This window comes from Sphingomonas sp. LM7 (genome assembly GCF_002002925.1).
In the GTDB taxonomy this organism is placed as follows: Bacteria; Pseudomonadota; Alphaproteobacteria; order Sphingomonadales; family Sphingomonadaceae; genus Sphingomonas.
The window spans coordinates 1178711-1203148 of sequence record NZ_CP019511.1; the positions used below are offsets into that span (position 1 = coordinate 1178711).

24 protein-coding genes are annotated in these 24438 nt (G+C 65.0%); 5 read left to right on the forward strand and 19 right to left on the reverse strand.

Annotation, left to right across the window (positions count from 1 at the left end):
• Positions 1 to 10: 10 nt before the first annotated feature.
• Complete coding sequence (locus BXU08_RS05500) at positions 11 to 238, forward strand: DUF4170 domain-containing protein (RefSeq protein WP_077509170.1); 228 nt, start codon at positions 11 to 13, stop codon at positions 236 to 238.
• Between the two features lie 7 nt (positions 239 to 245).
• Here the strand turns inward: BXU08_RS05500 and BXU08_RS05505 are convergent, their stop codons facing one another.
• The 6 genes from BXU08_RS05505 to carA all read right to left on the reverse strand — a co-directional run bounded on the left by BXU08_RS05505 (position 246) and on the right by carA (position 7308).
• Entirely contained in the window at positions 246 to 869 is a 624-nt protein-coding gene (locus tag BXU08_RS05505) for a rhomboid family intramembrane serine protease (protein WP_077509171.1), read from the reverse strand.
• A gap of 28 nt (positions 870 to 897) precedes the next feature.
• A complete protein-coding gene (locus BXU08_RS05510; RefSeq protein WP_171982432.1) occupies positions 898 to 1479 on the reverse strand; it encodes a rhomboid family intramembrane serine protease in 582 nt (193 codons plus the stop codon).
• 53 nt (positions 1480 to 1532) lie between these two features.
• Positions 1533 to 2009: a transcription elongation factor GreA gene (gene greA, locus BXU08_RS05515; RefSeq protein ID WP_077509173.1), complete on the reverse strand. Its 477-nt coding sequence runs from the start codon at positions 2007 to 2009 to the stop codon at positions 1533 to 1535.
• Between the two features lie 243 nt (positions 2010 to 2252).
• Positions 2253 to 5582, reverse strand: a complete 3330-nt coding sequence (carB, locus tag BXU08_RS05520) for a carbamoyl-phosphate synthase large subunit (protein WP_077509174.1) — start codon at positions 5580 to 5582, stop codon at positions 2253 to 2255.
• Positions 5582 to 6070 (reverse strand): hypothetical protein, encoded by a 489-nt coding sequence (locus BXU08_RS19500; RefSeq protein ID WP_150125423.1) that lies wholly within the window; start codon positions 6068 to 6070, stop codon positions 5582 to 5584. The genes carB and BXU08_RS19500 overlap by 1 nt, the downstream gene beginning before the upstream one ends.
• Positions 6067 to 7308 (reverse strand): glutamine-hydrolyzing carbamoyl-phosphate synthase small subunit, encoded by a 1242-nt coding sequence (gene carA, locus BXU08_RS05525; RefSeq protein ID WP_077509175.1) that lies wholly within the window; start codon positions 7306 to 7308, stop codon positions 6067 to 6069. Before carA ends, BXU08_RS19500 begins: the two co-directional genes overlap by 4 nt.
• Positions 7309 to 7448: 140 nt before the next feature.
• Between carA and BXU08_RS05530 the strand changes: the two genes are divergently transcribed.
• From BXU08_RS05530 to rpoD, 4 genes are all read left to right on the forward strand, one after another.
• Positions 7449 to 7901, forward strand: a complete 453-nt coding sequence (locus BXU08_RS05530; protein ID WP_077509176.1) for a GatB/YqeY domain-containing protein — start codon at positions 7449 to 7451, stop codon at positions 7899 to 7901.
• A 107-nt stretch (positions 7902 to 8008) separates the two neighbouring features.
• On the forward strand, positions 8009 to 8398 hold the full coding sequence (locus BXU08_RS05535; RefSeq protein ID WP_077509177.1) for a GIY-YIG nuclease family protein: 390 nt from the start codon (positions 8009 to 8011) through the stop codon (positions 8396 to 8398).
• Positions 8395 to 10278 (forward strand): DNA primase, encoded by a 1884-nt coding sequence (gene dnaG / locus BXU08_RS05540; RefSeq protein WP_077509178.1) that lies wholly within the window; start codon positions 8395 to 8397, stop codon positions 10276 to 10278. Before BXU08_RS05535 ends, dnaG begins: the two co-directional genes overlap by 4 nt.
• Before the next feature lie 42 nt (positions 10279 to 10320).
• Positions 10321 to 12357 carry an RNA polymerase sigma factor RpoD gene (rpoD, locus tag BXU08_RS05545; RefSeq protein WP_077509179.1) on the forward strand — a complete coding sequence of 679 codons (2037 nt, stop codon included), beginning with the start codon at positions 10321 to 10323 and terminating at the stop codon, positions 12355 to 12357.
• A gap of 333 nt (positions 12358 to 12690) precedes the next feature.
• Here the strand turns inward: rpoD and BXU08_RS05550 are convergent, their stop codons facing one another.
• The 13 genes from BXU08_RS05550 to tsf form a co-directional block, all read right to left on the reverse strand.
• Positions 12691 to 13182, reverse strand: coding sequence for a hypothetical protein (locus tag BXU08_RS05550; RefSeq protein ID WP_171982433.1), 492 nt, complete (start codon positions 13180 to 13182; stop codon positions 12691 to 12693).
• A 92-nt stretch (positions 13183 to 13274) separates the two neighbouring features.
• Entirely contained in the window at positions 13275 to 13610 is a 336-nt protein-coding gene (locus BXU08_RS05555; RefSeq protein ID WP_077509181.1) for a PilZ domain-containing protein, read from the reverse strand.
• A gap of 147 nt (positions 13611 to 13757) precedes the next feature.
• Positions 13758 to 13988: a 50S ribosomal protein L31 gene (gene rpmE, locus BXU08_RS05560; RefSeq protein WP_029724515.1), complete on the reverse strand. Its 231-nt coding sequence runs from the start codon at positions 13986 to 13988 to the stop codon at positions 13758 to 13760.
• 104 nt (positions 13989 to 14092) lie between these two features.
• Positions 14093 to 14572: a 3-hydroxyacyl-ACP dehydratase FabZ gene (fabZ, locus tag BXU08_RS05565; RefSeq protein ID WP_077509182.1), complete on the reverse strand. Its 480-nt coding sequence runs from the start codon at positions 14570 to 14572 to the stop codon at positions 14093 to 14095.
• Positions 14569 to 15318 carry an OmpH family outer membrane protein gene (locus tag BXU08_RS05570; RefSeq protein WP_253190517.1) on the reverse strand — a complete coding sequence of 250 codons (750 nt, stop codon included), beginning with the start codon at positions 15316 to 15318 and terminating at the stop codon, positions 14569 to 14571. Before BXU08_RS05570 ends, fabZ begins: the two co-directional genes overlap by 4 nt.
• Positions 15318 to 18017: an outer membrane protein assembly factor BamA gene (gene bamA / locus BXU08_RS05575; RefSeq protein WP_077512043.1), complete on the reverse strand. Its 2700-nt coding sequence runs from the start codon at positions 18015 to 18017 to the stop codon at positions 15318 to 15320. The genes BXU08_RS05570 and bamA overlap by 1 nt, the downstream gene beginning before the upstream one ends.
• A 136-nt stretch (positions 18018 to 18153) precedes the next feature.
• Positions 18154 to 19287, reverse strand: coding sequence for an RIP metalloprotease RseP (gene rseP, locus BXU08_RS05580; RefSeq protein ID WP_077509183.1), 1134 nt, complete (start codon positions 19285 to 19287; stop codon positions 18154 to 18156).
• A complete protein-coding gene (locus BXU08_RS05585; protein ID WP_077509184.1) occupies positions 19284 to 20441 on the reverse strand; it encodes a 1-deoxy-D-xylulose-5-phosphate reductoisomerase in 1158 nt (385 codons plus the stop codon). The genes rseP and BXU08_RS05585 overlap by 4 nt, the downstream gene beginning before the upstream one ends.
• Complete coding sequence (locus BXU08_RS05590; RefSeq protein ID WP_077509185.1) at positions 20441 to 21214, reverse strand: phosphatidate cytidylyltransferase; 774 nt, start codon at positions 21212 to 21214, stop codon at positions 20441 to 20443. Before BXU08_RS05590 ends, BXU08_RS05585 begins: the two co-directional genes overlap by 1 nt.
• Entirely contained in the window at positions 21211 to 21942 is a 732-nt protein-coding gene (locus BXU08_RS05595) for an isoprenyl transferase (protein ID WP_077509186.1), read from the reverse strand. The genes BXU08_RS05590 and BXU08_RS05595 overlap by 4 nt, the downstream gene beginning before the upstream one ends.
• Positions 21943 to 21996: 54 nt before the next feature.
• Positions 21997 to 22554 carry a ribosome recycling factor gene (gene frr / locus BXU08_RS05600; RefSeq protein ID WP_077509187.1) on the reverse strand — a complete coding sequence of 186 codons (558 nt, stop codon included), beginning with the start codon at positions 22552 to 22554 and terminating at the stop codon, positions 21997 to 21999.
• A gap of 14 nt (positions 22555 to 22568) precedes the next feature.
• Positions 22569 to 23300, reverse strand: a complete 732-nt coding sequence (pyrH, locus tag BXU08_RS05605) for a UMP kinase (protein ID WP_077509188.1) — start codon at positions 23298 to 23300, stop codon at positions 22569 to 22571.
• A gap of 119 nt (positions 23301 to 23419) precedes the next feature.
• Positions 23420 to 24355 carry a translation elongation factor Ts gene (gene tsf, locus BXU08_RS05610; protein WP_077509189.1) on the reverse strand — a complete coding sequence of 312 codons (936 nt, stop codon included), beginning with the start codon at positions 24353 to 24355 and terminating at the stop codon, positions 23420 to 23422.
• Positions 24356 to 24438: the final 83 nt, after the last annotated feature.

Below are 24438 nucleotides of genomic sequence, written 5' to 3' on the forward strand. Positions count from 1 at the left end.
AGGAGTTTCCATGAGCAAGCTGCACCTCGTCTTCGGCGGTCGCGTGACCGATCCCCAGACGCTCGACTTCGCCGATCCGTCCAAGCTCGACGTGGTCGGGGTGTTCCCCGATTATGCCAGCGCTGAAAAGGCGTGGCGTGCCGCCGCGCAGCGCACCGTCGACGATGCCGAGATGCGCTATGTCGTGGTGCATCTGCACCGGCTGCTCGAGCCCGATCTGGACAAGCCGGCGGCCTGAGCTCGCCTCAGGTCCTGCGCCAGCGCCACTTGAGCAGTGGCCTGGCGAGCACCAGACCGGCGACGAATCCGCCGATATGCGCCGCCGCCGCGATCGCGATGCCCTCCAGCCGGAGGGCGTAGGCTGCCAGCAGGTTCACGCCGGCCCAGGCGGCCGCGAGCCATAGCGCCTGGATCGCCAGCGCCGGGATCGGCCCTAGCGCAATCGCGCGCGACCGCGCGAACAGCAGCGAATAGGCGCCGAATACCGCCGAAGCTGCCCCGCTTGCGCCCACCATCGGCGTGATCGCCATAGGCTCCGGCAGCCACTGCGCAAACGCAGCCGCATACGCCCCGACCAGATAGAGGATCGCGATCCCGCGCGCGCCCACCGCGCGTTCGCATTGCCAGCCGGTGAAGAGCAGGATCAGCAAATTGCTGAACAGATGCAGTACCCCGGCATGGACGAAGGCCGAGCTGAGCGGCGTCAACCATGTCGGAATGGCCGCATAGTCGGTCTCGACCCCGCTGAGCCGCGCGGGGATGAACCCGGCGCGCATCGGCACATCGATCGTTTCGGGCGCGAGCATCACCACCACGCTGACCGTCACCGTCGCCAGTGCGATCGCCCCGGTGGCAGTCAACCGACTCATTTTCGCTCGCCTTACCCGAACATCCCGGTCACGCGCCGCGATAGCGCCACGCCAACAGCGGCCGCGCGATGACGATACCCGCGACCAGGCCGAAGATCGGCGCCACGAGGCTCGTCGAGGGATCGAAGCGCTGAGACGCTAGCGCGAATGCCAGCTGGATGCCGATCCAGATCAGCGCCAGGCTGGCGATCTGCCCCGCCCGGCCGAAGCGCCGCCACGTCGGCAGCGCCTCGGGCACGCCGTACAGCATGAAATAGCAGCCGATCACCCCGAACAATGCGGGGTCCATGCCGGCGCTGGGGATCGGCGATTGCGGCGTCAGCAGCAATCGCCCGAGCGCGCCGCAATAGCCGGAAACGACGAAGGTCGCGATCAGCCCGGCCGGCCCGATCGCGCGCTCGACATATCGGCCCGCGATGAGGAGGAAAATGAGGTTGAAGATCGCCGAGATCGCATCCGGCGGAATGAAAAGCGATGCCAGCGGGGAGAGCAAGGCGCGCGCCACGTCGCTGTTCCACGCGCCGCTCGAAAATTCCAGCGGCACGAAGCCGAAGCCGATCGCGGCCGCCTCGAACCCGAGCACCGCGCCCACGAAGACGAGCGCAAACACCGACAGCGCAACCAGCGCGTCGGTGAAGCGACCCGGCGGGAGATGGATTCCGTTCAGATGAACTCGATCTTGGAGACGACGTAATAGCGGTCGCCGGCCGGAACCGACACTTCGACTTCCTCGTCGACCTTGCGTCCGATCAGCGCGCGACCGATCGGCGAATTATACGAGATGCGGCCCTTGCTGGCGTCCGCCTCGGTCTCGCTGACGATCTGGTAACGGATCGGCTTGTCGTCCTCGTCGAGCAACGTCACCGTCGCGCCGAAGACGACCTTGTCGCCCGACAGGTCCTTGGGATCGATGATCTGGGCGCGGCTGAGCTTGCCTTCGATGTCCGAGATCGTCGCTTCGTTCTGGCCCTGCTGCTCCTTGGCAGCATGATATTCGGCGTTTTCCGAAAGATCGCCATGCGCGCGCGCTTCCTCGATCGCGTCCACGATCAGCGGGCGCTCCGTTTTGAGGCGCTTCAGCTCTGCGGTGAGCTTCTCGTAGCCCTCCTTGAGCATCGGCATCTTCTCGACCGTCGCCATTACATCCCGTCCCTTAAACGCCTCGATCCCCAAGCGTCCCACATTCGGGTACGCCCGCACATTAACATCAGTTGGGGGAGTTCAATTGTGCGAGTGCGAATAATAAGACTGCAAGGGACAAACATCAAGCGCCTGCCCGATTGACGCCGCAATTCGTCGCCTTTCCGTCATCCCGCGGAACGCCGGGATGTCGGGCAAAGGCGCAGTCCGTGGCACGATATCGGCTTTCGCCGGGATGACGATCTAGCTTCGCCCCGCGTAGAACGCCTGCAGCGGCTGCACGTCGAGGCTGTGCAGGCCGAGCGCCTCGATCGCCCGCGCCGTCGCCACGCTGGCCGGCGCCGTGGTGAAATACGGGATCTTCTGCGCCATCGCGGTGGCGCGGATGCTCGCTGAGTCCTTGAGCGACTGCCAGCCCTCGGTGGTGTTGAAGATCAGCGCGACATCGCCGTCCTGGATCCGGTCGACGATATGCGGCCGGCCCTGCGCGACCTTGTTGACCCGCTCCACCGTTATGCCCTCGGCCTCCAGAAAATCGGCGGTGCCGCTGGTAGCGATGATCTTGAAGCCCAGACCGGCGAGGATCCGCACCCCGGGGAGCACCACAGCCTTGTCGCTGGCCTTGACGCTGACGAACAACGTCCCCGACGACGGCAGCACCGTCCCGGCGCCCAGCTGCGCCTTGGCGAAGGCCGTAGCGAAATCGCGATCGATGCCCATGACTTCGCCGGTGGATTTCATTTCCGGTGAGAGCACCGGATCGACGCCCGGGAAGCGCGCCCAGGGGAACACCGCTTCCTTGACTGCAATATAATCGATGTCGCGGTCGATCTTCGGCAGATTCTTGAGCTTCTCGCCGGCCATCACCCGCGCGGCAATCTTGGCGACGGGAATGCCGATCGCCTTCGCCACGAACGGCACCGTGCGGCTGGCGCGCGGATTGACTTCGATAAGATAGACTTCGCCGTCCTTGACTGCGAACTGGATGTTCATCAGCCCCTTGACCTTGAGCGCGCGCGCCAGCGCCTCGGTCTGGCGCTCGATCTCGGCGACGATCTCGGCCGACAGCGAATAAGGCGGGATCGAGCAGGCACTGTCGCCCGAATGGACGCCGGCTTCCTCGATATGCTGGAGCACGCCTGCGACGACGACATCGTCGCCATCGGCAATCGCATCGACGTCGACTTCGATCGCGTCGCGCAGATACTGGTCGATCAGGACCGGAGAATCCCCGGAGACCTGCACCGCGGTCTGGATATAATCGTCGAGTTGCTGGAGCGTGTCGACGATCTCCATCGCCCGCCCGCCGAGCACATAGCTCGGCCGCATCAGCACCGGGAAGCCTATCCGCTCGGCCGCCGCCACCGCTTCGTCGCGGCTGCGGGCGAGGCCGTTGGCGGGCTGCTTGAGCCCGAGCTTGGCGACCAGATCGGCGAAGCGCTCGCGATCCTCGGCCAGGTCGATCGCGTCGGGCGAGGTGCCGAGGATCGGGATGCCGGCATCCTCCAGCGCCTGCGCCAGGTTGAGCGGAGTCTGTCCGCCGAACTGGACGATCACCCCGACCAGCTCGCCATTCGACTTCTCGACCTCGAGGATCTCGAGCACGTCCTCGGCAGTCAGCGGCTCGAAATAGAGCCGGTCCGACGTGTCATAATCGGTGCTCACCGTCTCCGGATTGCAATTGACCATGATCGTTTCATAGCCCGCGTCCGCCAGCGCGAAGCAGGCGTGGCAGCAGCAATAATCGAACTCGATCCCCTGCCCGATCCGGTTCGGACCGCCGCCGAGGATGACGATCTTCTTGCGATCGGTGGGCATCGACTCGTTCTCGGGCTCGCCGAAGCTCGGCGCCTCATAGGTCGAGTACATGTACGGCGTCTTGGCGTCGAACTCGGCGGCACACGTATCGATCCGCTTGAACACCGGGCGCACGCCCAGCTTGTGCCGGTGTTTCCGGACATCAGCTTCGGTCACCCCGCCGGTCATTGCCTTGGCGATCTCGCCGATCAGGCCATGGCTGCGCGCCATCGCGGCGGTGCCCTCGCGCATGTTCATCGACTTGAGCGCGAGATAGGCGAGCCTTTTGTCGCTGAACCCCATCGACTTGAGCTTGCGCATGCCCGGGGCATCCTGCGGCAGACCGCCACGGCACACTTGCTCCTCGGCTGCCACAATCTCGGCGATGCGTTCGAGGAACCACGGGTCATAGGCGGTCAGTGCCTGCACTTCGGCGACAGTGAAGCCTTCGCGCAGCGCCTGCGCCGCGATCAGCAGCCGGTCGGGCGAGCGGACGGCCAGCGCCGCCTCGATCACGTCGCGCGGCGCGCCGGCGAGCCGGTCGACCTGGTTGAAGCCGCTCAGCCCGGTCTCCAGACCCCGCAGCGCCTTCTGCATCGATTCGTGGATGTTGCGGCCGATCGCCATGACCTCGCCGACCGACTTCATCGCCGTGCCGAGCGTCGCCTCGGCGCCCTTGAACTTCTCGAACGCGAAGCGCGGGATCTTGGTGACGACGTAATCGATCGTCGGTTCGAAGCTCGCTGGAGTCGCCCCGGTGATGTCGTTCATGATCTCGTCGAGCGTATAGCCCACCGCCAGCTTGGCCGCGACCTTGGCGATCGGGAAGCCGGTCGCCTTGGAAGCCAGCGCCGACGAACGCGAAACGCGCGGGTTCATCTCGATGACGATCAGCCGGCCGTCCTTCGGATTGACTGCGAACTGCACGTTCGAACCGCCGGTTTCGACGCCGATTTCGCGAAGCACCGCGATCGATGCATTGCGCATGATCTGGTATTCCTTGTCGGTCAGCGTCAGCGCCGGCGCGACGGTGATCGAGTCGCCGGTGTGCGTGCCCATCGCATCGACATTCTCGATGCTGCAGATGATGATGCAATTGTCCGCACGGTCGCGGACGACTTCCATCTCATATTCCTTCCAGCCGAGCAGCGATTCCTCGATCAGCACTTCGGTGGTAGGCGACAAATCGAGCCCCGAGCGGACGATGCTCAGGAATTCCTCGCGATTATAGGCGATGCCGCCACCCGATCCGCCCATGGTGAAGCTCGGGCGAATGATCGCCGGCAGCCCGACATGGTCGAGCCCGGCCAGCGCTTCGGCTTCGGTATGCGCAATGTGGCTGCGGGCGCTTTCGAGCCCGATCTTGGTCATCGCGTCCTTGAACTTCAGCCGGTCCTCGGCCTTGTCGATCGCCTCGGCGTCCGCACCGATCATGATGCAGCCGAACTTCTCCAGCGTGCCGTCATTGGCCAGCGCCAGCGCGGTGTTGAGCGCGGTCTGCCCGCCCATCGTGGGGAGCACCGCGTCGGGGCGCTCCTTCTCGATGATCTTGGCGACGATCGCCGGCGTGATCGGCTCGACATAAGTCGCGTCGGCCAGCTCGGGATCGGTCATGATCGTCGCCGGGTTCGAATTGACCAGGACGATGCGATAGCCCTCTTCCTTGAGGGCCTTGATCGCCTGCGTGCCCGAATAATCGAACTCGCACGCCTGGCCGATCACGATCGGCCCCGCGCCGATGACGAGGATGGAGGAGATGTCGGTGCGTTTGGGCATTATTTGTCGACTGCCTTGGACGTGCTGGAGGCTATCAGATCGTCAATCGCGGCCTGTCCCTCTGGTGAATACCGATTCACGACATCGAGTGTCGGACCGCAGCTAAAATATGAAATATCGCGCGGTTCACGCGGTTCAAATGACCATCCGCCAAACTGTAAGCCTGCCCTATCGGCGAGGCCAACAAGCACCGGAATGCGCTCGTGTAACCATTCGACCGTAGGAACCACGTTTTCCCACGCTTCAATGCCGCTCGTTCCGCCAACATAGTCCACGCTGAGCGGCAGGCGTGCGGCATCGAACAATGGCTTAGCGATCTGATTGTAGGACGCTTCCTCGCTCCACGGCTCCTCTTCATTGTAGTCAGCCGGGTTCAAATGAAAGCAAACGCGGGCATAATCTGCCTCAACGGTCGGAAGTAACCCTATGACTTCCTCACCACGACGAAGATGCTCGTCGAGTGTCCAAGTCGGCACCTCGTCGCTCACTGTAGCATTCCGACGAACTTCTCGAACAGATACAGGCTGTCCTGCGGCCCCGGGCTCGCCTCGGGGTGATACTGCACCGCGAACGCCGGCCGGTCGGTCAGTTCGAAGCCCGCATTGGACCCGTCGAACAGCGACACATGTGTCTCGCGCGCGTTCGCGGGCAGCGTCTCGCTCAACACCGCGAAGCCGTGGTTCATGCTGGTGATCTCGACCGCGCCGTCGCTCAGCCGCTTGACCGGGTGGTTGGCGCCGCGATGGCCCTGGAACATCTTGCTGGTCTGCGCGCCCACTGCCAGCGCCATCAGCTGGTGGCCCAGGCAGATGCCGAACACCGGCTTGCCGCTGTCGAGCATCGCGCGGATCACCGGCACGGCATAGTCCGCAGTCGCGGCGGGGTCGCCCGGGCCGTTCGAGAGGAAGAAGCCGTCGGGCGCGAAGCTCATCGCCTGCTCGAAGGTCGCGGTGGCGGGGAGCACGGTCACCTTGGCGCCGGCCTGGACCAGATTGCGGAAAATGTTGTGCTTCGAGCCGTAGTCGATCGCGACGATGTGGGGCTTTTCGGAAGCGCGTTTCTCGACTTCGCTCGAAACGAACGGCTGACTGGATGCGCCGCGCTCCTCTCCGTTCGCTTCGAGCGAAGTCGAGAAGCCTGTGTCTCCATACCCAAACCCGAGCCGCCACACGCCGCCTTCCCAGCCGAAATGGGTCTCGGCGGTGACCGAAATGGCAAGGTCCATGCCCTCCAGCCCCGGCCACGCCCGCGCCATTTCGAGCAGCAGCGGAATGTCGAACTCGCCCGAAGCCGAATGCGCAATCACGCCGTTGGGCGCCCCGCCGGCGCGGATGCGCCTGGTCAGCGCACGGGTGTCGATCCCCGACAGCCCGATCCGGGCGTGCTTCTTCATCCACGCGTCGAGATGCTCGGTCGAACGGAAGTTGCTCGGCTCGGTGACGTCCTCGCGGACGATCATCCCCAGCGCGTGGGGATTGTCGGCTTCGACATCGTCGGGGTTGGCGCCGACATTGCCGATGTGCGGGAAGGTGAAATTGATGATCTGCCCGGCGAAGGACGGGTCGGTCATGATTTCCTGATAGCCGGTCATCGCAGTGTGGAAGCACACTTCGCCGACCGCCTGCCCCTCGGCACCGAATCCCCTTCCCCACACCACGTCGCCCGACGCCAGTACCAATACTCCCGTGGCTCCGGGAGGCGCAGACATGGGTTTGGCTTCGGCCATTTAAGGGTGGCGCTCCATTTGGGTTTGTGACGATGTCGCTAAGTCGTGGCGGCTAGACCCCTCCCCGCCTTACGTCAACCGGTTCACGGACGCCGCGGCATCGGCTAGGGGTATGCGCTTTCCGTTTATCGAGAGACAGCATGATTCGCGACGACATCAAGGCCGCGCAGATCGCCGCCATGAAGGCCGGTGACAAGACGAGCCGGGGCGCCATCACCCTGATCCAGTCGGCGATCAAGAATCGCGACATCGAGGCGCGCACCGGCAAGGCGCCCGAGGACGACGACGCATTGGTGGTCGAAGTGCTCCAGAAAATGGTCAAGCAGCGCCGCGAATCGATCGAGATGTACACCAAGGGCGGCCGCCAGGAGCTTGCCGACGCCGAAGCCGCAGAGGTGGCGGTGATCGAGCGGTTTTTGCCGAAGCAGATGAGCGCGGAAGAGACCGCCGCGGCGATCGAGACAATCAAGGCCGAGCTTGGCGCGAGCGGCATGAAGGACATGGGCCGCGTAATGGCCGAGCTCAAGGCGCGCCATGCGACCACGCTGGACATGAGCAAGGCGAGCGCGGCGGTGAAGGCGGCGCTTTCGTAACCGCAGGCCTGGCTCCTCCCCCGTTCGTTTCGAGCGAAGTCGAGAAACGGAGACTTGGGACAAGCTTCTCGACTACGCTCAAAGCGAACGGAGGGTAGAAGCCAAGGATGGCGTTCTGGGCATACATGCTGAGATGTGCGGATGGTCGGTACTACACCGGCCACACCGATAATCTCGAACGCCGGATCGGCGAGCATCAGAGCGGCGTCTGCGGGTACACCTCACGCCGCCTCCCGGTTGAACTGGTGTGGAGCGAAACCTTCTTCAGCCGGATCGAAGCGATGGAAACCGAGCACATCGTCGGCGGCTGGTCCCGCGCGAAGAAAGAAGCACTGATCGCGGGCGACTGGAAGCAGGTCTCGTTCTTTGCCCGTCCTCCGAAGCAGCGTTTCTCGACTTCGCTCGAAACGAACGGAAATACCTCTACACCGTCTGTTTCGAGCGAAGTCGAGAAACCTGAGACGCCAAACACCAAGTCGCCAGCGCCACCCCAATGAGCCTCACTCCGCAATTCCTCGACGAGCTCCGCGCCCGCACGCTCCTGTCCGGCCTCGTCGCCAAGACGGTGAAGCTGCAAAAGGCCGGCCGCGAGTTCCGCGCCTGCTGCCCATTCCACCAGGAAAAGACCCCGAGCTTCTACGTCAACGACGACAAGGGCTTCTATCACTGCTTCGGCTGTTCGGCGCATGGCGACGCGATCCGCTGGATGACCGACCAGCGCGGGCTGCCCTTCATCGATGCAGTCAAGGAACTCGCCCAGGCCGCCGGCATGGAAATGCCCGAGCAGGACCGACGCAGCGCCGAGAAGGCCGAGCGCGCCAAGGGGCTGCACGAGGCGATGGCCGATGCCGCAACCTGGTTTGTCGAGAAATTGAACGGCATCGAGGGCGCCGAGGCGCGGAATGTCCTCAAGCGCCGGGGCGTTACCGAGGATGTCGCGCGATCCTTTGGCCTCGGCTTCGCCCCCGATTCGCGCGGCAAGCTCAAGGAAGCGCTCAAGGGCTATGGCGATGCGATGCTGGTCGAAGCCGGCATGCTGATCCAGGTCGAGGAAAAGGAACCCTACGACCGCTTCCGCGGCCGCCTGATGATCCCGATCCGCGACGTTCGCGGCCGGACGATAGCGTTCGGCGGCCGGATCATCGGCGACGGCGAGCCCAAATATCTCAACTCCCCCGAGACGCCGCTCTTCGACAAGGGCCGCACGCTCTACAATCTCGATCGCGCGCAGGCGGCGGCACGCAAGTCCGGCCGGATCATCGCAGTCGAAGGCTATATGGACGTGATCGCGCTCGCCCAGGCCGGGTTCGGCGAGGCCGTCGCGCCGCTCGGCACCGCGCTGACCGAGCACCAGCTCGAGCGGCTGTGGCGCATCGCCGAAGTCCCCCTGCTCTGCTTCGACGGCGATTCGGCCGGCCAGAAGGCCGCGCTGCGTGCCGCGCATCGCGCCCTCCCGATGCTCCAGCCCGGCCGCAGCCTAGCCTTCGTGACGCTCCCCGAGGGGCTCGACCCAGACGATCTCGTCCGCACCAAGGGAGCGAATGCGTTCGAGGCGCTGCTCAAGGCGCCGCAGCCGCTGGTCGATCGCCTGTGGCAGAGCGAAGTCGCCGCCGAGCCGCTCGACACGCCCGAGCAGCGCGCCGGGCTCAAGCGCCGCCTGACCGAACTGGCCGGCAGCATCGCCGAACCCAATGTGAAGCACGAATATCTCGCCGAATTCCGCGAGCGCCTCGACACGCATTTCGGCCGCGGGCCCCGCGCCTATGAGGCGAGGACGCAGCGTGGCCCCGCCGCTCCGGCACGCGGCAAGCGCGACAAACGCGGCAATTGGCAGCCCCCCGAGGCGATGCCTGGCGCGACGATGCGCGGCCTGGTGGCGAGCGGCGGGCTGGATCCGATCCTCGCCCGCGCCGTGCTCGCCGGGCTGATCCGCCATCCCGCCGAGATCGCCCGCCACATGGAAGTGCTGGGCAGCCTGCGCAGTGCCTCTGGCGCGCTCGGGAAACTGTTCGAGGCGGTGATCGACGTCGCGCTGGAGGACCGGCAGCTTGATAGCGGCAAAGTTCTCACCATATTGGCCCGGTCCGGATTTGATTCTGTGGCGAGCGATCTCTTGAGAGCCGATACGCTTCCTTTCTCGTTCACCCGCAACCAGGCGGACGAAGCGAGGGCGCGTGAGGACCTGAACGAGGCCATTGCGGTTATGGTAGCCCAACCGGCGGTCGATGCGGCGTTGGCGGAAGCTACGGCGGTCCTGGTGCGGGACGGATCCGAGGAGGCGTTCACCCGTCAGGTGGCGCTTTCGCGCAAGCGGCAGGAGTTGCAGGCGCGGCTTGCGAATCTGATGCTTGCGGACGAAGAAGAATTCGATGATTAGGGCGGCGTATAATAGCCGCCATCTGGATTTCGAGGGTTATTGATGGCGAAGGCTAATGGCGGCGGCAGCGGCGAAGACACCACGATTGACGTGGGCGACGCACCGCTGATCGATCTCAACGAAGGCACGCTCAAGAAGCTTGTCGCCCGTGCGAAGAAGCGCGGCTACATCACTGTCGACCAGCTCAACGAAATGCTCCCGCAGGATCAGATGACCTCGGAGCAGATCGAGGACGTGATGTCCGCGCTCAACGACATGGGCATCAACGTCGTCGAGAACGAGGAAGGCGGCGAGGACGCCGAGGCCGAGGACGATACCCCGGACGAAGTCGATGCCTCGGACGGCAGCAGCGACGAGCCTGCCTTCGAGATCGCGAAGAAGAAGGAAACGGTCGATCGCACCGACGATCCCGTCCGCATGTATCTTCGCGAGATGGGCGCCGTCGAATTGCTCAGCCGCGAGGGCGAAATCGCCATCGCCAAGCGCATCGAGGCCGGCCGCGACACGATGATCCTGGGGCTCTGCGAGTCGCCGATCACGTTCAATGCGATCATCGGCTGGTCGAACGCGCTGAACGAAGGCACGATGCAGCTGCGCGAGATCCTCGATCTCGACGCGATGCTTTCCAAGGGCCCCTCGGCCGAGCAGGTCGAGAATGCCGAGGAAGACGATAACGGCGAGATCAGCGAGAAGACCGCCGGCGCGTCGTTCAAGGAAGAAGCCGAGCCCGAGGAAGCCGCCGAGGAGGAGGACGAGGACTCGATGACCGAGCGCCGCGCCCCGCGGATCTCGGACGACGAGGAAGAGGACAACACCCTCAGCCTCGCGCAGATGGAGGAGACGCTCAAGCCGCAGGCGCTTGAGAAGTTCGCCAACATCACCTCGATCTACAAGAAGTTCAGCAAGCTCCAGCAGCAGCGGCTCGACGCGATGTCGGCCGGCGGCGAGCTGCCGGCGGCGAGCGAGCGCAACTATCACAAGCTGCGCGAAGAGCTGACCGCCGAAGTCGAGAGCGTCCAGTTCCACAACGCCAAGATCGAATATCTTGTCGATCAGCTCTACAGCTTCAACCGGCGCCTGACCGCGCTGGGCGGCCAGATGCTGCGCCTTGCCGAGCGCCACAAGGTGCCGCGCAAGGACTTCCTCGACCGCTACGTCAATCACGAGATGGACGAGAGCTTCATCGCCACCGTGGAGAAGCTCGACAAGAAGTGGAAGGCGTTCGCCGAGAACGAGGCCGCTGCCGTCGATCGCATCCGCATCGAGATTTCGGAGATCAGCCAGGCGACCGGCATGGCGCTCGGCGAGTTCCGCCGCATCGTCAACATGGTGCAGAAGGGCGAGCGCGAGGCGCGCATCGCCAAGAAGGAAATGGTCGAAGCCAATCTGCGCCTCGTCATCTCGATCGCCAAGAAGTACACCAATCGCGGGCTGCAGTTCCTGGATCTCATCCAGGAGGGCAATATCGGCCTGATGAAGGCAGTCGATAAGTTCGAATATCGCCGCGGCTACAAGTTCAGCACCTACGCCACCTGGTGGATCCGTCAGGCGATCACGCGCTCGATCGCCGATCAGGCGCGGACGATCCGCATCCCGGTCCACATGATCGAGACGATCAACAAGCTGGTTCGCACCAGCCGCCAGTTCCTCCACGAGCAGGGCCGCGAGCCCACGCCCGAGGAAATGGCCGAGCGGCTGAGCATGCCGCTCGAGAAGGTTCGCAAGGTGATGAAGATCGCCAAGGAGCCGATCAGCCTCGAGACGCCGATCGGCGACGAGGAAGATAGCCACCTCGGCGACTTCATCGAAGACAAGAACGCCGTCATCCCGGTCGATGCCGCGATCCAGGCGAACCTCAAGGAAACGGTCACCCGTGTCTTGGCCAGCCTCACCCCGCGCGAGGAGCGCGTGCTGCGCATGCGCTTCGGCATCGGCATGAACACCGATCACACGCTCGAGGAAGTCGGCCAGCAGTTCAGCGTTACGCGCGAGCGTATTCGCCAGATCGAGGCCAAGGCGCTGCGCAAGCTCAAGCACCCGAGCCGTTCGCGTAAGATGCGGTCGTTCCTCGACCAATAGGCGCGACTTTCAGTAGCTGAAAAAACGAACACCCCCGGAATTGCTTCCGGGGGTGTTCTGGTCTTCGAGATGGGCAATCGCCTGGATCGGCCCGTCTTAACGTCCCCGCCCGTGTTCGGCGGCCGGGAATGTTCCTCCCCCCGGATCGAAAACCGGTCGCTCGTCGCTTGGCCGCGCCCCCCGGTGCGTCCAGCAGCAACTGCGAACAGAGAATTTCCGATAGCGGATGACGGGCATTGTGCCGTTGAACGCACGTGTCGCCCGCTTGCGTGGCGGTGTCATCGGGCTGAATTGTCGCTGAAAGTCCGCACGCCAGCGCCACGGACCGGGCGTTCACCTCGGCACGGCTTGCCATACCGCCGCGGCCACGCCGCCGCCGCCTACGCTGAACGGCGGGCTGTCGTCATCGCCATCGAGCTTGAGCACGAAGGCGGCGCTCAGCGCCGACTTGCGGATCCGCGGCCGGGGCTGGTCGCGAATGATATCGTGGACCGCATAGCTTCCCCCGTCATGGGCAGTGATCTCGGGCAGCGTCGCGCCGGGTCCCCATGTCGCGGGCTCCGATGTTGCGCTGGAACGCACCTGCCTGGTTTCCGCAGTCACGGGACCGGCAGGCAGGCGTTCGAGACGCGTATCACCGGCGGGAAGCATGAACGGCTGCAGCCTTGCGTTGCCGGACGAAACTGCCGGGCTGCGCACGCCGGCGGGGTCCTTGATCAATGCGGCAGGGGGCGGAGGCGTTCGGACGCGTCCGGCACGCTCCCCCGCCAGCGCGGGAAGCGAAAGTCCACAGGCAATGGTGCAACCGAGCAGAGCCTTGAGCATCACCGTTTCCCCAAACCAGTGAAGATGCCGCAGGATGACTTGTGTGGGGCAAGGGCGCAATGCGAATTGTCTCGTTCCGCCGCGCCCTGCCCTCACTGCGCCGTAAGTGTATCGAATTCCTCGATCGTCAGCGGCGTCTGGAATTCGAGACCCGCTTCGAAATCATGGGCCCAGACGACGCGTGCGGACCATTGGCCGAGCTTGGGCAGCGTCAGCCAGATCATCGCGCCGGCGCGAAGCTCCGAATAGGTCTGGAGTCGCGCGCCATGGATCGAGAGATCGGTGACGCGGCACAGCGTGCGATCGAGACCGCCGCGGCCGACCCGCGCATCGAGCGACACCGGCGCCCGGGGAACGCGCCGCCGGCCAAGGCTCTCGGCAGGTTCGAACTCGGCCGCGAAGGGTGCATGGATGAGTTGGGTCGCCATGCAGTCAGGCTAACCGCGTCTGGCTAATGCCGCGTTAACGACGAAATCCCGGCGCGGCCGGATCGGGCGAGCCTCGGCTCGTCATGCGATCCGGCCGTGCCGGGATCCCGAAAATATCGAAGCGGGCCTCCGTCGGGCGGCCTGCGCTTACTTCTTGCCGAGCGAGAGACCGCCGAAGCGCTTGTTGAAGCGCGCGACCTGGCCGCCCTGGTCGAGCATCTGGCCACGGCCACCGGTCCAGGCGGGATGCGCCAGCGGATCGATGTCGAGCGTCATCAGATCGCCTTCCTTGCCCCAGGTCGAGCGAGTCTCGAACACGGTGCCGTCGGTCATCTGGACCTTGATCATGTGGTAATCGGGATGCGTGTCTTTTTTCACGATCGAATTCCTTGGAAAAGCCGCCGGTTTCCGACCGGCAGCGGACGCGCGCGACTAGCAGAGGGTTGCGGCGAAGGCAACCTTTGCGCCCGGCGCGGGGAGAATCAGGCTGCGGGCGGCTCCGCGATCATCGCCGTGAATTCGCATTCGGTGGCGACTTCGCCATTCAGCAACGCCCTGCCCGCGAACTTGCAGACCCGGGACCGCTTCTGGATGAACTCGACTTCGAGGCGGAGCAGCACGCCGGGCTCGACGGGCTTGCGGAACTTCACGCCGTCGATCGACATGAAATAGACCAGCTTGCCCGATCCGGCGAGGCCGAGGCTCTCGACGGCGAGCACGCCCGCCGCCTGCGCCAGCGCTTCGACCTGGAGCACGCCGGGCATGATCGGACGCCCGGGGAAATGCCCCTGGAAGAATTCCTCGTTCATCGAGACCGCCTTGATCGCGACGATGCGCTGGTCGAGGACCAGTTCTTCGACGCGATCGACGAGCAGCATCGGGTAACGATGCGGCAGCGCCGCCATCACGCGCTTGATATCAAGCGGGCCGATGGAGACGCTGCCGGTTTCGGTCTCGCTCACCGAGGCTCGGCCGGCTTTGCAGACTGGGTGGTCGCGGCCGGCGCGGGCGCCGCACCCGGCTGTGCCGGGCGCTGCTGCGCGGCCGCCTGCTGATAGGCCTGGATCTGGGCGGCCTGAGCGATCTGCTGCTGGATGGCGAGCGTCTCGCGCGAGGGCTGCCAGTCGGCTGGCGGCTGGATGCCGACGGTCGGCGTGGTCTTGTCGATTTCGGCGACGATCGCCTGGCTGATATTGGCCGAATCCGGCGCATACATGAACACTTCCGGCGACAGCACGACGCTGATCTTGCGGGCGTTCACGACGCGCAGCTGCGCGGCCTCATACTGGCGAAGGACCGACTCGATCGCGAACAGCTCGGCGCGGGCGGCCGGGTTGCTGAGACGCTGCATGTCGTTCTGCGCATTGGTCTGCGCGGTACGGATCTTCTCGATCGCCGGGTTCTTGGCGGTCTGCGCGGCCTTCGCCTCGTCTTCGCTGACCTTGCCGTCCTTGTTGGCGTCGAGCTGTGCGACGAGCGGCTTGAGCTCGTTGTCCAGCGCAGTGCGGCGCTGCTGCATCTGATCGAACGCCGCCTTGTAGGTCGTCGAGATCTGCTGGTTCGCGGCGTTGAACGCCTTGGACGAAGCGACGACGCTGGTCGGGTTCGCATAAGCGATGCCCGCGACCTGCGCCTGTGCGGGCGCTGCGATCACGAGTGCCGCGGGAGCGGCGAGCATCGCCGCGAGGAGTGCTTTCTTGGTAATCATCAGAACTGGGTCCCTACGTTGAATGTCACAAGCTTGGAATCGTCGCCGTCCACCGTCACGAGAGTCTTCGCGACGTCGATGCGGAGCGGCCCGAACGGCGAATTCCAGTTGACGCCAAAGCCCACCGAAATGCGCGGCTTCGCGGAATCGCCGACGAAGCGCTCGAAGAACGGCGTAGTCGGGGAGTTGGCGATCGCGTTGATCGATGTGCCGACGCACGCTGCCGAGGCACTTGCCGAATAGCCGACGGTGCAGGTCGTCAGCGCCCCGGCATTGGTGCCCGTGCTGACGACATAATATTGATTGCCGCTCGCGTCCTTGAGGAAATTATCCTTGGGAAGCAGCGTCGGCGAGCCGTCCGCGTTGAAGACGAGGTTACCCGCGCCATCGGTCTTCTGGGCGAATTCGATCGTCTTGCCCGGCCGGGTGATCCCGAACAGGCTGCCGGCCATCACGAAGATCGACGGGCGCAGGCCCATTTCGGCCGCACCGGCACCGAGCGGAATCTCCAGCTCGGCCTTGGTGAGGTAATAGGCCTTGCCGCCCAGTGCGTCGTCGATGATCTGGTCTTCGTCGGTGACCAGCAGCTGGGTGCCCGCTGCCGCATCGCCGGTATAGCTGATACGCTGCACGCGCGGTCCAACGCCGCGGATGTCGAAGCCGCGGAACTGCGGCTCGCCCAGATAGAAGCGGTCGGTGATGCGCACCGGATCGACGCCCGCGCTGGTCTTCTCCAGGCTATGGATATAGCCGCCCTCGCCCGACATCGAGAAGATGAAGCCGCTGCCGACGTTCCAATATTTCGAGCCCTCGGCACGGGCACGGACATATTTCACTTCGCCGCCGAGACCGGCAAAGTCAGCACCGACGCTGAGGCGCTGGCCGCGGGTGGGACGCAGGCGGCTGTTGAGGCTGTCATAGATCAGCGAGACGCCGACCAGCGAGGTGATGCGGTTGCCGACGGCCTCGCAATAATAGCGGCCCGCCTTGAGCGGATCGCAGACGCCGTTGGTGTAGAAGCTCGACTTGTCGAGCGTGACGTTGTCCTGGCGCAGCGTGTAGCGGCCCGACAGCGTCCAATATTCGGTGAGCGGCAGGCCCGCCACCAGCTGGCCGCCCGTCGCAACCTGGCTGTAGGTCGTGCTGCGGTCGCTGCCGATATAGTTGAAAGCGTTATAGTCCTGGCGGAACAGCGTACCGCCCAGCGCGATGTTGGTGTCGAACAGATACGGCTCGGTAAAGCCCAGCTCCACCGACTTCGAATAGCTCGAATAGTCGACCGATGCCGACACCGTCTGGCCCATGCCGCGGAAATTGCGCTGGCGGATCGATGCTTGGAGGATGAAGCGCTCGAGGCTCGAGAAGCCAGCCGACAGCGTCAGCTCGCCGTTCGGACGCTCTTCGACATTCGCCGCAAGCACGATCCGGTCGGGTGCCGAGCCTTCCTTGCGCTCGATCTCGAACTTGTCCTGGAAATAGCCCAGCGAGTTGATCCGGTCCTGCGAACGCTTGACGAGGAAGGTATTGAAGGCGTCGCCCTCGGCCACGCGGAACTCGCGGCGGACTACCTTGTCCTGCGTCTGGCGATTGCCGGTGATCTCGATCCGCTCGACATAGGTGCGGTTCGATTCGCCGATGTGGAAGTTCATCGTCATCGTCAGCGCTTCGCGGTCGCGCTGGAATTCGGGGCGCACGTCGGCGAACGCATAGCCGAACGCGCCGGCGGTCTCGCTCAACTGCTCGACTGTGTCTTCGACGGCCTTTGCGTTGTAGAACTGGCCTTCCTTGATCGCCAGCGCCGTAGCGAGCCGCTTGTCGTCGAAGTCGCGGATCGCGCTGTCGACGGTCACCGGGCCGAACTTATAGCGCGGGCCTTCCTCGACCACATAAGTGATGATGAAGTCGCGCTTGTCCGGCGTCAGCTCGGCGATCGCCGAGATCACGCGGAAATCGGCATAGCCCTCGGTCAGGTAGAACTGGCGCAGCTTCTGCTGGTCATAGGCGAGGCGATCCTGGTCGTAGCTGGTGTTGGAGCTCAGGATGTTCATCAGGCTCGACGTCTTGGTCGCCATCTCGCCGCGCAGCTTGCCGTCGGAGAACACCTCGTTGCCGATGATGTTGATCTGGCGGACCTTGGACTTGGGGCCCTCGTCGATCTCGAAAATCACATCGACGCGATTCTGGTCGAGGCTGACCATCTTGGGCTCGACATTCGCAGCGAAGCGGCCCTGGCGGCGATACAGCTCGACGATGCGAGCAACGTCGGCGCGGACCGCGGTGCGCGTGAAGATCTGGCGCGGCGCCAGCTTCACTTCCTTGCCAATCTTGTCCTGCTTGAGCCGCTTGTTGCCCTCATAGATCACGCGATTGATCACCGGGTTCTCGCGGATGCGGATCACCAGGTCGCCGGTCTCGACGCCTTCGATTGACACATCGGCCAGCAGCTCCGACGCGAGCAGGTCCTTGATCGCCTGATCGACGGTCTCGTTGGTGTAGGTCTCGCCGGTGCGCAGCCGGGTATAGGAGAGCACCGTTTCGGGTTCGAGGCGCTGGGAGCCCTCGACGCGGAGCGAGCGGATCGTCCGGACCTGCTGCACCGGTACGGGCGCGGGCGCAGCGACGGGCGCCGCAGCCTGGGGCGCGGGCGTCGGCGCCTTCGGGGCGGGAGCGGTCTGCGCAGTTGCGAGTCCCGAGAGCATCGTGCCCGCAAGAAGCGTCGCAGTGGCGCGTGCGCCGAAATGATAAACCTTGATCGTCACATCCCACCCCAAGTCGGATTTCGAGTAATGCCGCTGCCCACGCGACGCCGGAACAACCGCCCCTGCCTTAACCGCATCAGCCGATCAACCCGGCCAGATTTCTCCAGACGCCGAATGCGCCCAGATCGTTCAACGTCACCAGCAGCATCAGCGCCAGTATTGCGATCAAGCCACCCCGGAAGGCCCATTCCATGACCTGCGGCTCGACCGGGCGGCGGCGTACGGCTTCGACTGCGTAGAACAGAAGATGCCCGCCATCCAGCACTGGAACTGGCAACAGGTTGATGAATCCGAGATTAATCGAAATGAGCGCGATGAGGAACACGAACTCTACCGGTCCCATCGCGAGACGCTCGCCGGAGACTTGCGCGATCTTGAGCGGCCCGCCGAGTTCGGAGAGCGACCGGCGGCCGGTGATGATCTGCCCCAGCCCGTCCAGCGTCATCTGGACGATGTCGCCAGTCTGGCGGATGCCGACCAGCGGCGCCTCCAGCACGCCCACCGGCCTGAGCACCGGCTTGCTGCTGCCCACGCCGAGGATGCCGATCCGATATTTGTTGCCGAAGCGGTCCTGCTCCTCACGGACGCCGATCACGGTATCGGCAGCCATCGCCGTGCCGCTGCGCTCGAAATCGACCTGCACCGCTTCGCCGGGGCGAAGCTGGGCATATTTGGCGATGTCGGTGAACGTTTCGACCGAACGTCCGCCCAGCCCGGTGATCCGGTCGCCGGGCTGAAGGCCCGCAATTGCGGCGGCACTGCCCGGCTGCACCGTGCCCACCAGCGACGGCGTGACATTCTGCCCATAAGCGAGCGCGAAGCCGGCAAGGATGACGATCGCCACGATGAAATTGGCAATCGGCCCCGCCGCCACGATGATCGCGCGTTGCCACAGCTTCTTGGCCTGAAACGTCTGCGCGCGCTCGTGCGCGGGCAGCGACAGCCATTCGGGCGAAGGCTGGCTCGCCGGGTTCATGTCGCCGGCAAAACGCACATAGCCGCCCAGCGGCAGCCAGCCGAACTTCCAGCGGGTCCCGCGCTTGTCGGTGATGCCGGCGATCTCGCGACCGAAGCCGATCGAGAATTCCTCCGCCTTCACTCCGAACCACCGCCCGGCGAGATAATGCCCCAGCTCGTGCAGGAAGACGAGCGGTCCGAGCAGCAGGACGAACGCAATGAAATATATCGGGATGGCGGGGGATTCGATCAAAGAACGCAGTCCTTCACACGCTCGCCGGCATACGCCCTCGCCTCGGCGTCGATTGCCAACACGGCATCCAGCGAGTCCGGGGCGGCCGGGTCGTAGCGCGCCAGCGTATCGGCAACGATTGCGGCAATTTCAAGAAATCCGACACGCCCGTCGAGGAATGCCGCCACGGCCACCTCATTGGCGGCATTGAGGATCGCCGGCCGTGCCCCGCCTGCGCTCAGTGCGTCGCGCGCCAGCGTCAGCGCGGGGAAGCGCACCGGGTCCGGCGCCGCGAAGTCCAGCCGGCCGACCCGCGCCAGATCGAGCTGCTCGCACGGCGTCTCCATCCGCTCGGGCCAGGCCAGCGCAAAGGCGATCGGCGTGCGCATATCGGGACTGCCCAGCTGGGCGAGCACCGATCCGTCGATATATTCGACCATCGAATGCACCACCGACTGGGCATGGACGATCACGTCGAGCTGGTCGGCGCGGACGGGGAACAAGTGGAAAGCCTCGATCAGCTCGAGCCCCTTGTTCATCATCGTCGCCGAATCGACCGAGATCTTGGCGCCCATCGACCAATTGGGATGCGCCACTGCCTGTGCCGGCGTGATCGCCCGCATCGCTTCGAGCGAAGTCTCGCGGAACGGACCACCGCTAGCCGTGAGGATGATCCTGCGCACGCCGCGTGGGGCAGTCCGGTCTAGGCACTGAAACACGGCGTTGTGCTCCGAATCGACCGGCAACAGCGTCGTGGCGTGCGCCCGTGCCGCCGCCATCATCACTTCGCCCGCCGAAACCAGCGATTCCTTGTTGGCCAGCGCAACAGTGCCGCCCGCTTCCAGCGCCGCCATCACCGGCTTGAGACCGGCGGTGCCGACGATCGCCGCCATCGTCCAGTCCGCCCGCATGCGCGCTGCATCGCACACCGCATCGGCCCCTGCCCGCGCCTCGATACCGCTCGAACCCAGTGCGTCGCGCAGGCGGTCGAGGCAGTCCGGGTCGGCCACGACGGCGACCTTCGCGCGGGTACGGATCGCTGCAGCCGCCAGCTTGTCCACATCGCGGTTGGCAGCGAGCGCGAGCACCTGGAACTGGTCCGGCGCCCGCTCGATCAGGTCGAGCGTCGAGCTGCCTACCGAACCGGTGGCACCGAGAATCGTCACGGTTTTCATCAGGCGAACGCCAGTACCAGCGCCGCCGCGACCGGGGCCACTGCAACAAGGCCGTCGAGCCGATCGAGCACCCCGCCATGGCCGGGGAGCAGGCTGCCCGAATCCTTGACCCCTGCCCTTCGCTTCAAATGGCTCTCATACAGGTCGCCGAGCTGCGACAGCATCGCCAGCAGCGGCGTACACAGCGCCAGGATGAGCGGCAGGCCGAACCCGGCTGCAAGGATTGCGGCAAACACGCCCGCACCGACAAGCCCGCCGAAAAAGCCGGCCCAGGTCTTGTTCGGGCTGATCGCCGGCGCGAGCTTCGCTCCCCCGATCGCGCGACCGGCGAAATAGGCGGCGGTGTCGCTGGTCCACACGAGCGCCATTGCCCAGAGCGTCAGCAGAAAGCCGTTGGATTGTTCGCGCAATGCCAGCAGCCCGAGCACGGGCAACCCCACATAGAGCGCGCCGAGCGCAAGCTGCGGCTTGCGGACCGCCGCCCCCAGGAAGAAGCAGGCCGCGAATATCAGCCCGAGCGCGAGGAACCCCGGTCCGGCGGCGAGACCCGGCGCCATGATCGCCAGCGGCACGGTGATCGCATATTGCGCCAGCCGCTTCTGCTTCAGCGTCGCGCCGGCAAGATCGGCCCATTCGCCCATCATCAGCAACCCGCCGACAGCGACGAGCAACCAGAAGACGAGGCCCCCGAACCACAGCGCCGCGAACGACACTGCGATCAGGATGACCGCAACGACGAGGCGCTTGCCGAGATCGGAGTTCTTGGCGCTCACAGGCCTCCGAAACGCCGTTGCCGCTGCCCGAACCGGTCGATCGCGTCGGCGAGCGCCTTTTCGTCGAAATCGGGCCACAGCGTGTCGACGAACAGCAATTCGGCATAGGCCGCCTGCCACAGCAGGAAGTTCGACAGGCGCTGCTCGCCAGAGGTGCGGATCAGCAAGTCGAGCGGCGGCAGGTCCGCGGTCTCCAGCTCGGCTTCGAACCGCGCCTCGTCGATCGTGGCGGGATCGAGCGAACCGTACCGCGCCTGTTCGGCGAGGCGGCGCGCAGCGGCCAGTATCTCGGCCTGCGCGCCGTAGTTGAGTGCGATGACCAATGTCGGCCCCGGATTGGTCGCGGTGCGCGCGACTGCGGCGTCGATCATCGTGACCAGATCGGGAGCCAGGCCCCGCCAGTCGCCGATCACCCGGAGCCGCACGCCCTCGCCGACCAGCTCGTCGAGCTCACTCGCCAGGAAATGGCGCAGCAGCCCCATCAGGTCGCGGACCTCGTCCTCGGGACGGCGCCAGTTTTCCGAGGAAAAGGCATAGAGCGTCAGCACGTCGATGCCGAGCGTGCGGGCGGCGCGCGCGACGCGGCGGACCGCCTCTACGCCCTGCTTGTGCCCGGCGATCCGCGGCAGGAAGCGCTTCTTCGCCCAGCGCCCGTTGCCGTCCATGATGATGGCGACGTGGCGCGGAGTCGTTCCCGACGGAAGCTCCGGGGCGGGCCTAGCAGCCATGACCAGCCGCCCGGAGGAGTCCGGCATGCCGTGAACAGCGATGCCGTTCACACGTCACTTGCCCAGGATTTCCTTTTCCTTCGACGCGGCGGCCGCATCGATGTCGGCGATCGTGGCGTCGGTCAGCTTCTGCACTTCGGTTTCGAGGCGCTTGCGCTCGTCCTCGCCGAACAGCCCCTTCTTCTCGTCGGTCTTGAGGCTGTCATTGCCGTCGCGGCGCACGTTGCGGGCGGCGATGCGCGCCTTTTCGGCATATTGGTTGGCGAGCTTGGCGAGCTCCTTGCGGCGCTCCTCGGTCAGGTCCGGGATCGGCAGGCGCAGCGTCTGGCCGTCGGTGATCGGGTTGAGGCCCAGCCCCGCCGAGCGGATCGCCTTTTCGACCGGGCCGACATTGGTCTTGTCCCACACCTGGACCGACAGCATCCGCGGCTCGGGCGCCGAAACGCTGGCGAGCTGGTTGATCGGCATGTGCGAGCCATAGACTTCGACCGAAACCGGATCGAGCAACGTCGTCGATGCGCGGCCCGTGCGCAGGCCCTGGAGGTCGTGCTTGAGCGCCTCGACCGCACCGGCCATGCGGCGCTCGATATCTGCCTTGTCGTAAGCGGCCATTGCCGGCTCTCCTGTTATGCGTCGATTGTTTCGTTTTGGACGATCGTCGAAGCACCCTCGCCGCGCAGCACGGCGGAGAGATTGCCTTCGTCGCGGATGTTGAACACCACGATCGGGATATTGTTGTCGCGGCAAAGCGCCACGGCCGATGCGTCCATCACCTTCAGATTGTCTGCGAGGACACGGTCGTAGCTAAGTGAATCATATCGCTTCGCAGTCGGCACCTTCTTCGGGTCGGCGTCATAGATGCCGTCCACCGAAGTGCCCTTGAACAGCGCGTCGCAGTTCATTTCGGCGGCACGCAGCGCGGCAGTGGTGTCGGTGGTGAAGAACGGCAGGCCGGTGCCCGCGGCGAAGATCACAACGCGGCCCTTCTCCATGTGCCGCTCGGCGCGGCGCCGGACATAGGGTTCGCACACGCTGGCCATCGGGATCGCCGACTGGACCCGCGTCTGCACGCCGATCTTCTCCATCGCGTTCTGCATCGCCAGCGCGTTCATCACGGTCGCGAGCATGCCCATATAATCGGCGCTGGCGCGATCGAATCCCTGCGCAGCGCCCGCAAGCCCGCGGAAGATATTGCCGCCGCCGACGACCATGCAGACTTCCAGGCCGGTCTCGACGGCCTCCTTCACTTCGGTGGCCACGCGGTCACAGGTAGCGGGGTCGATGCCGAACTGGCCCGACCCCATCAGGACCTCGCCCGAGAGCTTGAGAAGGATGCGTTTGAAGCTGGGAGCGGTCATTTGAGCCTTGGGTAGGAGGCGGATAGCGAAGCGGCGCGGACCTTAGAGGTGCCGCGCCGCAGGAACAAGCGGAGATGCCGGGGAGAAACCGTGCAGGCGGAACGCCCCGGCGCCTCGCGTTACTTGGTGAGGCCGGCCGTAGCGGCAACCTCGGCAGCGAAGTCGCTCTCTTCCTTCTCGATGCCTTCGCCGAGCTGGAAGCGGACATAGTCGGTCAGCGTGATCGTCGTGCCGGCGTCCTTGCCGGCCTTGGCGATCACGTCCTGAACCGGGGTCTTGCCGTCCATGACGAACGCCTGGGTGAGCAGCGCGTTCTCCTTCTTGAACTTCTCGATCGGCCCGTTGAGGATCTTCTCGGCGACCTCTGCGGACTTGCCGACGATCTTCTCGGCGTTCTTTTCGCGCAGGATCGCTGCCTCGCGCTCGACGACTTCGGAATCGAGACCTTCGACCGACAGCGCCAGCGGGAAAGCGGCAGCGATGTGCATCGCCAGCTGCTTGCCTAGCGGCTCGAGCACGTCGACGCCGGCATCCGATTCGAGCGCGACGAGCACGCCGATCTTGCCGAGGCCGGGGGCCGCCGCGTTATGGACGTAAGGGATCACGGCGCCCTTGGTCACTTCGACCTTCTTGGCGCGGCGCAGAACCTGGTTCTCGCCGATCGTCGCGATGTTCGCGGTCAGCACGTCCTCGACGCTGCCGCCGGCAGCCATCGCCGCGGCCTTGATCGCATCGACGCTGTCACCCTTTTCGAGTGCAATCGACGTCACTTCGCGAACGAAGCCCTGGAAGATCTCGTTCTTGGCGACGAAATCGGTCTGCGAATTGACTTCGACGGCGACACCCTTGGTGCCGGCGACGGCGACGCCGACCAGGCCTTCAGCGGCGGTGCGGCTCGACTTCTTGGCAGCTGCGGCCAGGCCCTTCGAGCGCAACCAGTCGCTGGCGGCTTCGAGGTCGCCATTGGTCTCGGTGAGTGCCTTCTTGCAATCCATCATGCCGGCGCCGCTCTTTTCGCGGAGCTCCTTCACGGCTGCTGCAGTGATCTCGGCCATGTTTCCATTCCTCTTGCTGGTCGCGGCTCTCGCGCGATGCTCATAAATCAAACCCCGTTCGCCCTGAGCTTGTCGAAGGGGCC

Excerpts from the sequence above, each read along its gene's own strand:
- BXU08_RS05500 (WP_077509170.1), top strand. The coding sequence starts at position 11 with ATGAGCAAGCTGCACCTCGTCTTCGGCGGTCGCGTGACCGATCCCCAG.
- BXU08_RS05505 (WP_077509171.1), bottom strand. The coding sequence starts at position 869 with ATGAGTCGGTTGACTGCCACCGGGGCGATCGCACTGGCGACGGTGACG.
- greA (WP_077509173.1), bottom strand. The coding sequence starts at position 2,009 with ATGGCGACGGTCGAGAAGATGCCGATGCTCAAGGAGGGCTACGAGAAG.
- carB (WP_077509174.1), bottom strand. The coding sequence starts at position 5,582 with ATGCCCAAACGCACCGACATCTCCTCCATCCTCGTCATCGGCGCGGGG.
- carA (WP_077509175.1), bottom strand. The coding sequence starts at position 7,308 with ATGGCCGAAGCCAAACCCATGTCTGCGCCTCCCGGAGCCACGGGAGTA.
- BXU08_RS05530 (WP_077509176.1), top strand. The coding sequence starts at position 7,449 with ATGATTCGCGACGACATCAAGGCCGCGCAGATCGCCGCCATGAAGGCC.
- BXU08_RS05535 (WP_077509177.1), top strand. The coding sequence starts at position 8,009 with ATGGCGTTCTGGGCATACATGCTGAGATGTGCGGATGGTCGGTACTAC.
- dnaG (WP_077509178.1), top strand. The coding sequence starts at position 8,395 with ATGAGCCTCACTCCGCAATTCCTCGACGAGCTCCGCGCCCGCACGCTC.
- rpoD (WP_077509179.1), top strand. The coding sequence starts at position 10,321 with ATGGCGAAGGCTAATGGCGGCGGCAGCGGCGAAGACACCACGATTGAC.
- BXU08_RS05550 (WP_171982433.1), bottom strand. The coding sequence starts at position 13,182 with ATGCTCAAGGCTCTGCTCGGTTGCACCATTGCCTGTGGACTTTCGCTT.
- BXU08_RS05555 (WP_077509181.1), bottom strand. The coding sequence starts at position 13,610 with ATGGCGACCCAACTCATCCATGCACCCTTCGCGGCCGAGTTCGAACCT.
- BXU08_RS05570 (WP_253190517.1), bottom strand. The coding sequence starts at position 15,318 with ATGATTACCAAGAAAGCACTCCTCGCGGCGATGCTCGCCGCTCCCGCG.
- bamA (WP_077512043.1), bottom strand. The coding sequence starts at position 18,017 with ATGCTCTCGGGACTCGCAACTGCGCAGACCGCTCCCGCCCCGAAGGCG.
- BXU08_RS05585 (WP_077509184.1), bottom strand. The coding sequence starts at position 20,441 with ATGAAAACCGTGACGATTCTCGGTGCCACCGGTTCGGTAGGCAGCTCG.
- BXU08_RS05595 (WP_077509186.1), bottom strand. The coding sequence starts at position 21,942 with ATGGCTGCTAGGCCCGCCCCGGAGCTTCCGTCGGGAACGACTCCGCGC.
- frr (WP_077509187.1), bottom strand. The coding sequence starts at position 22,554 with ATGGCCGCTTACGACAAGGCAGATATCGAGCGCCGCATGGCCGGTGCG.
- pyrH (WP_077509188.1), bottom strand. The coding sequence starts at position 23,300 with ATGACCGCTCCCAGCTTCAAACGCATCCTTCTCAAGCTCTCGGGCGAG.
- tsf (WP_077509189.1), bottom strand. The coding sequence starts at position 24,355 with ATGGCCGAGATCACTGCAGCAGCCGTGAAGGAGCTCCGCGAAAAGAGC.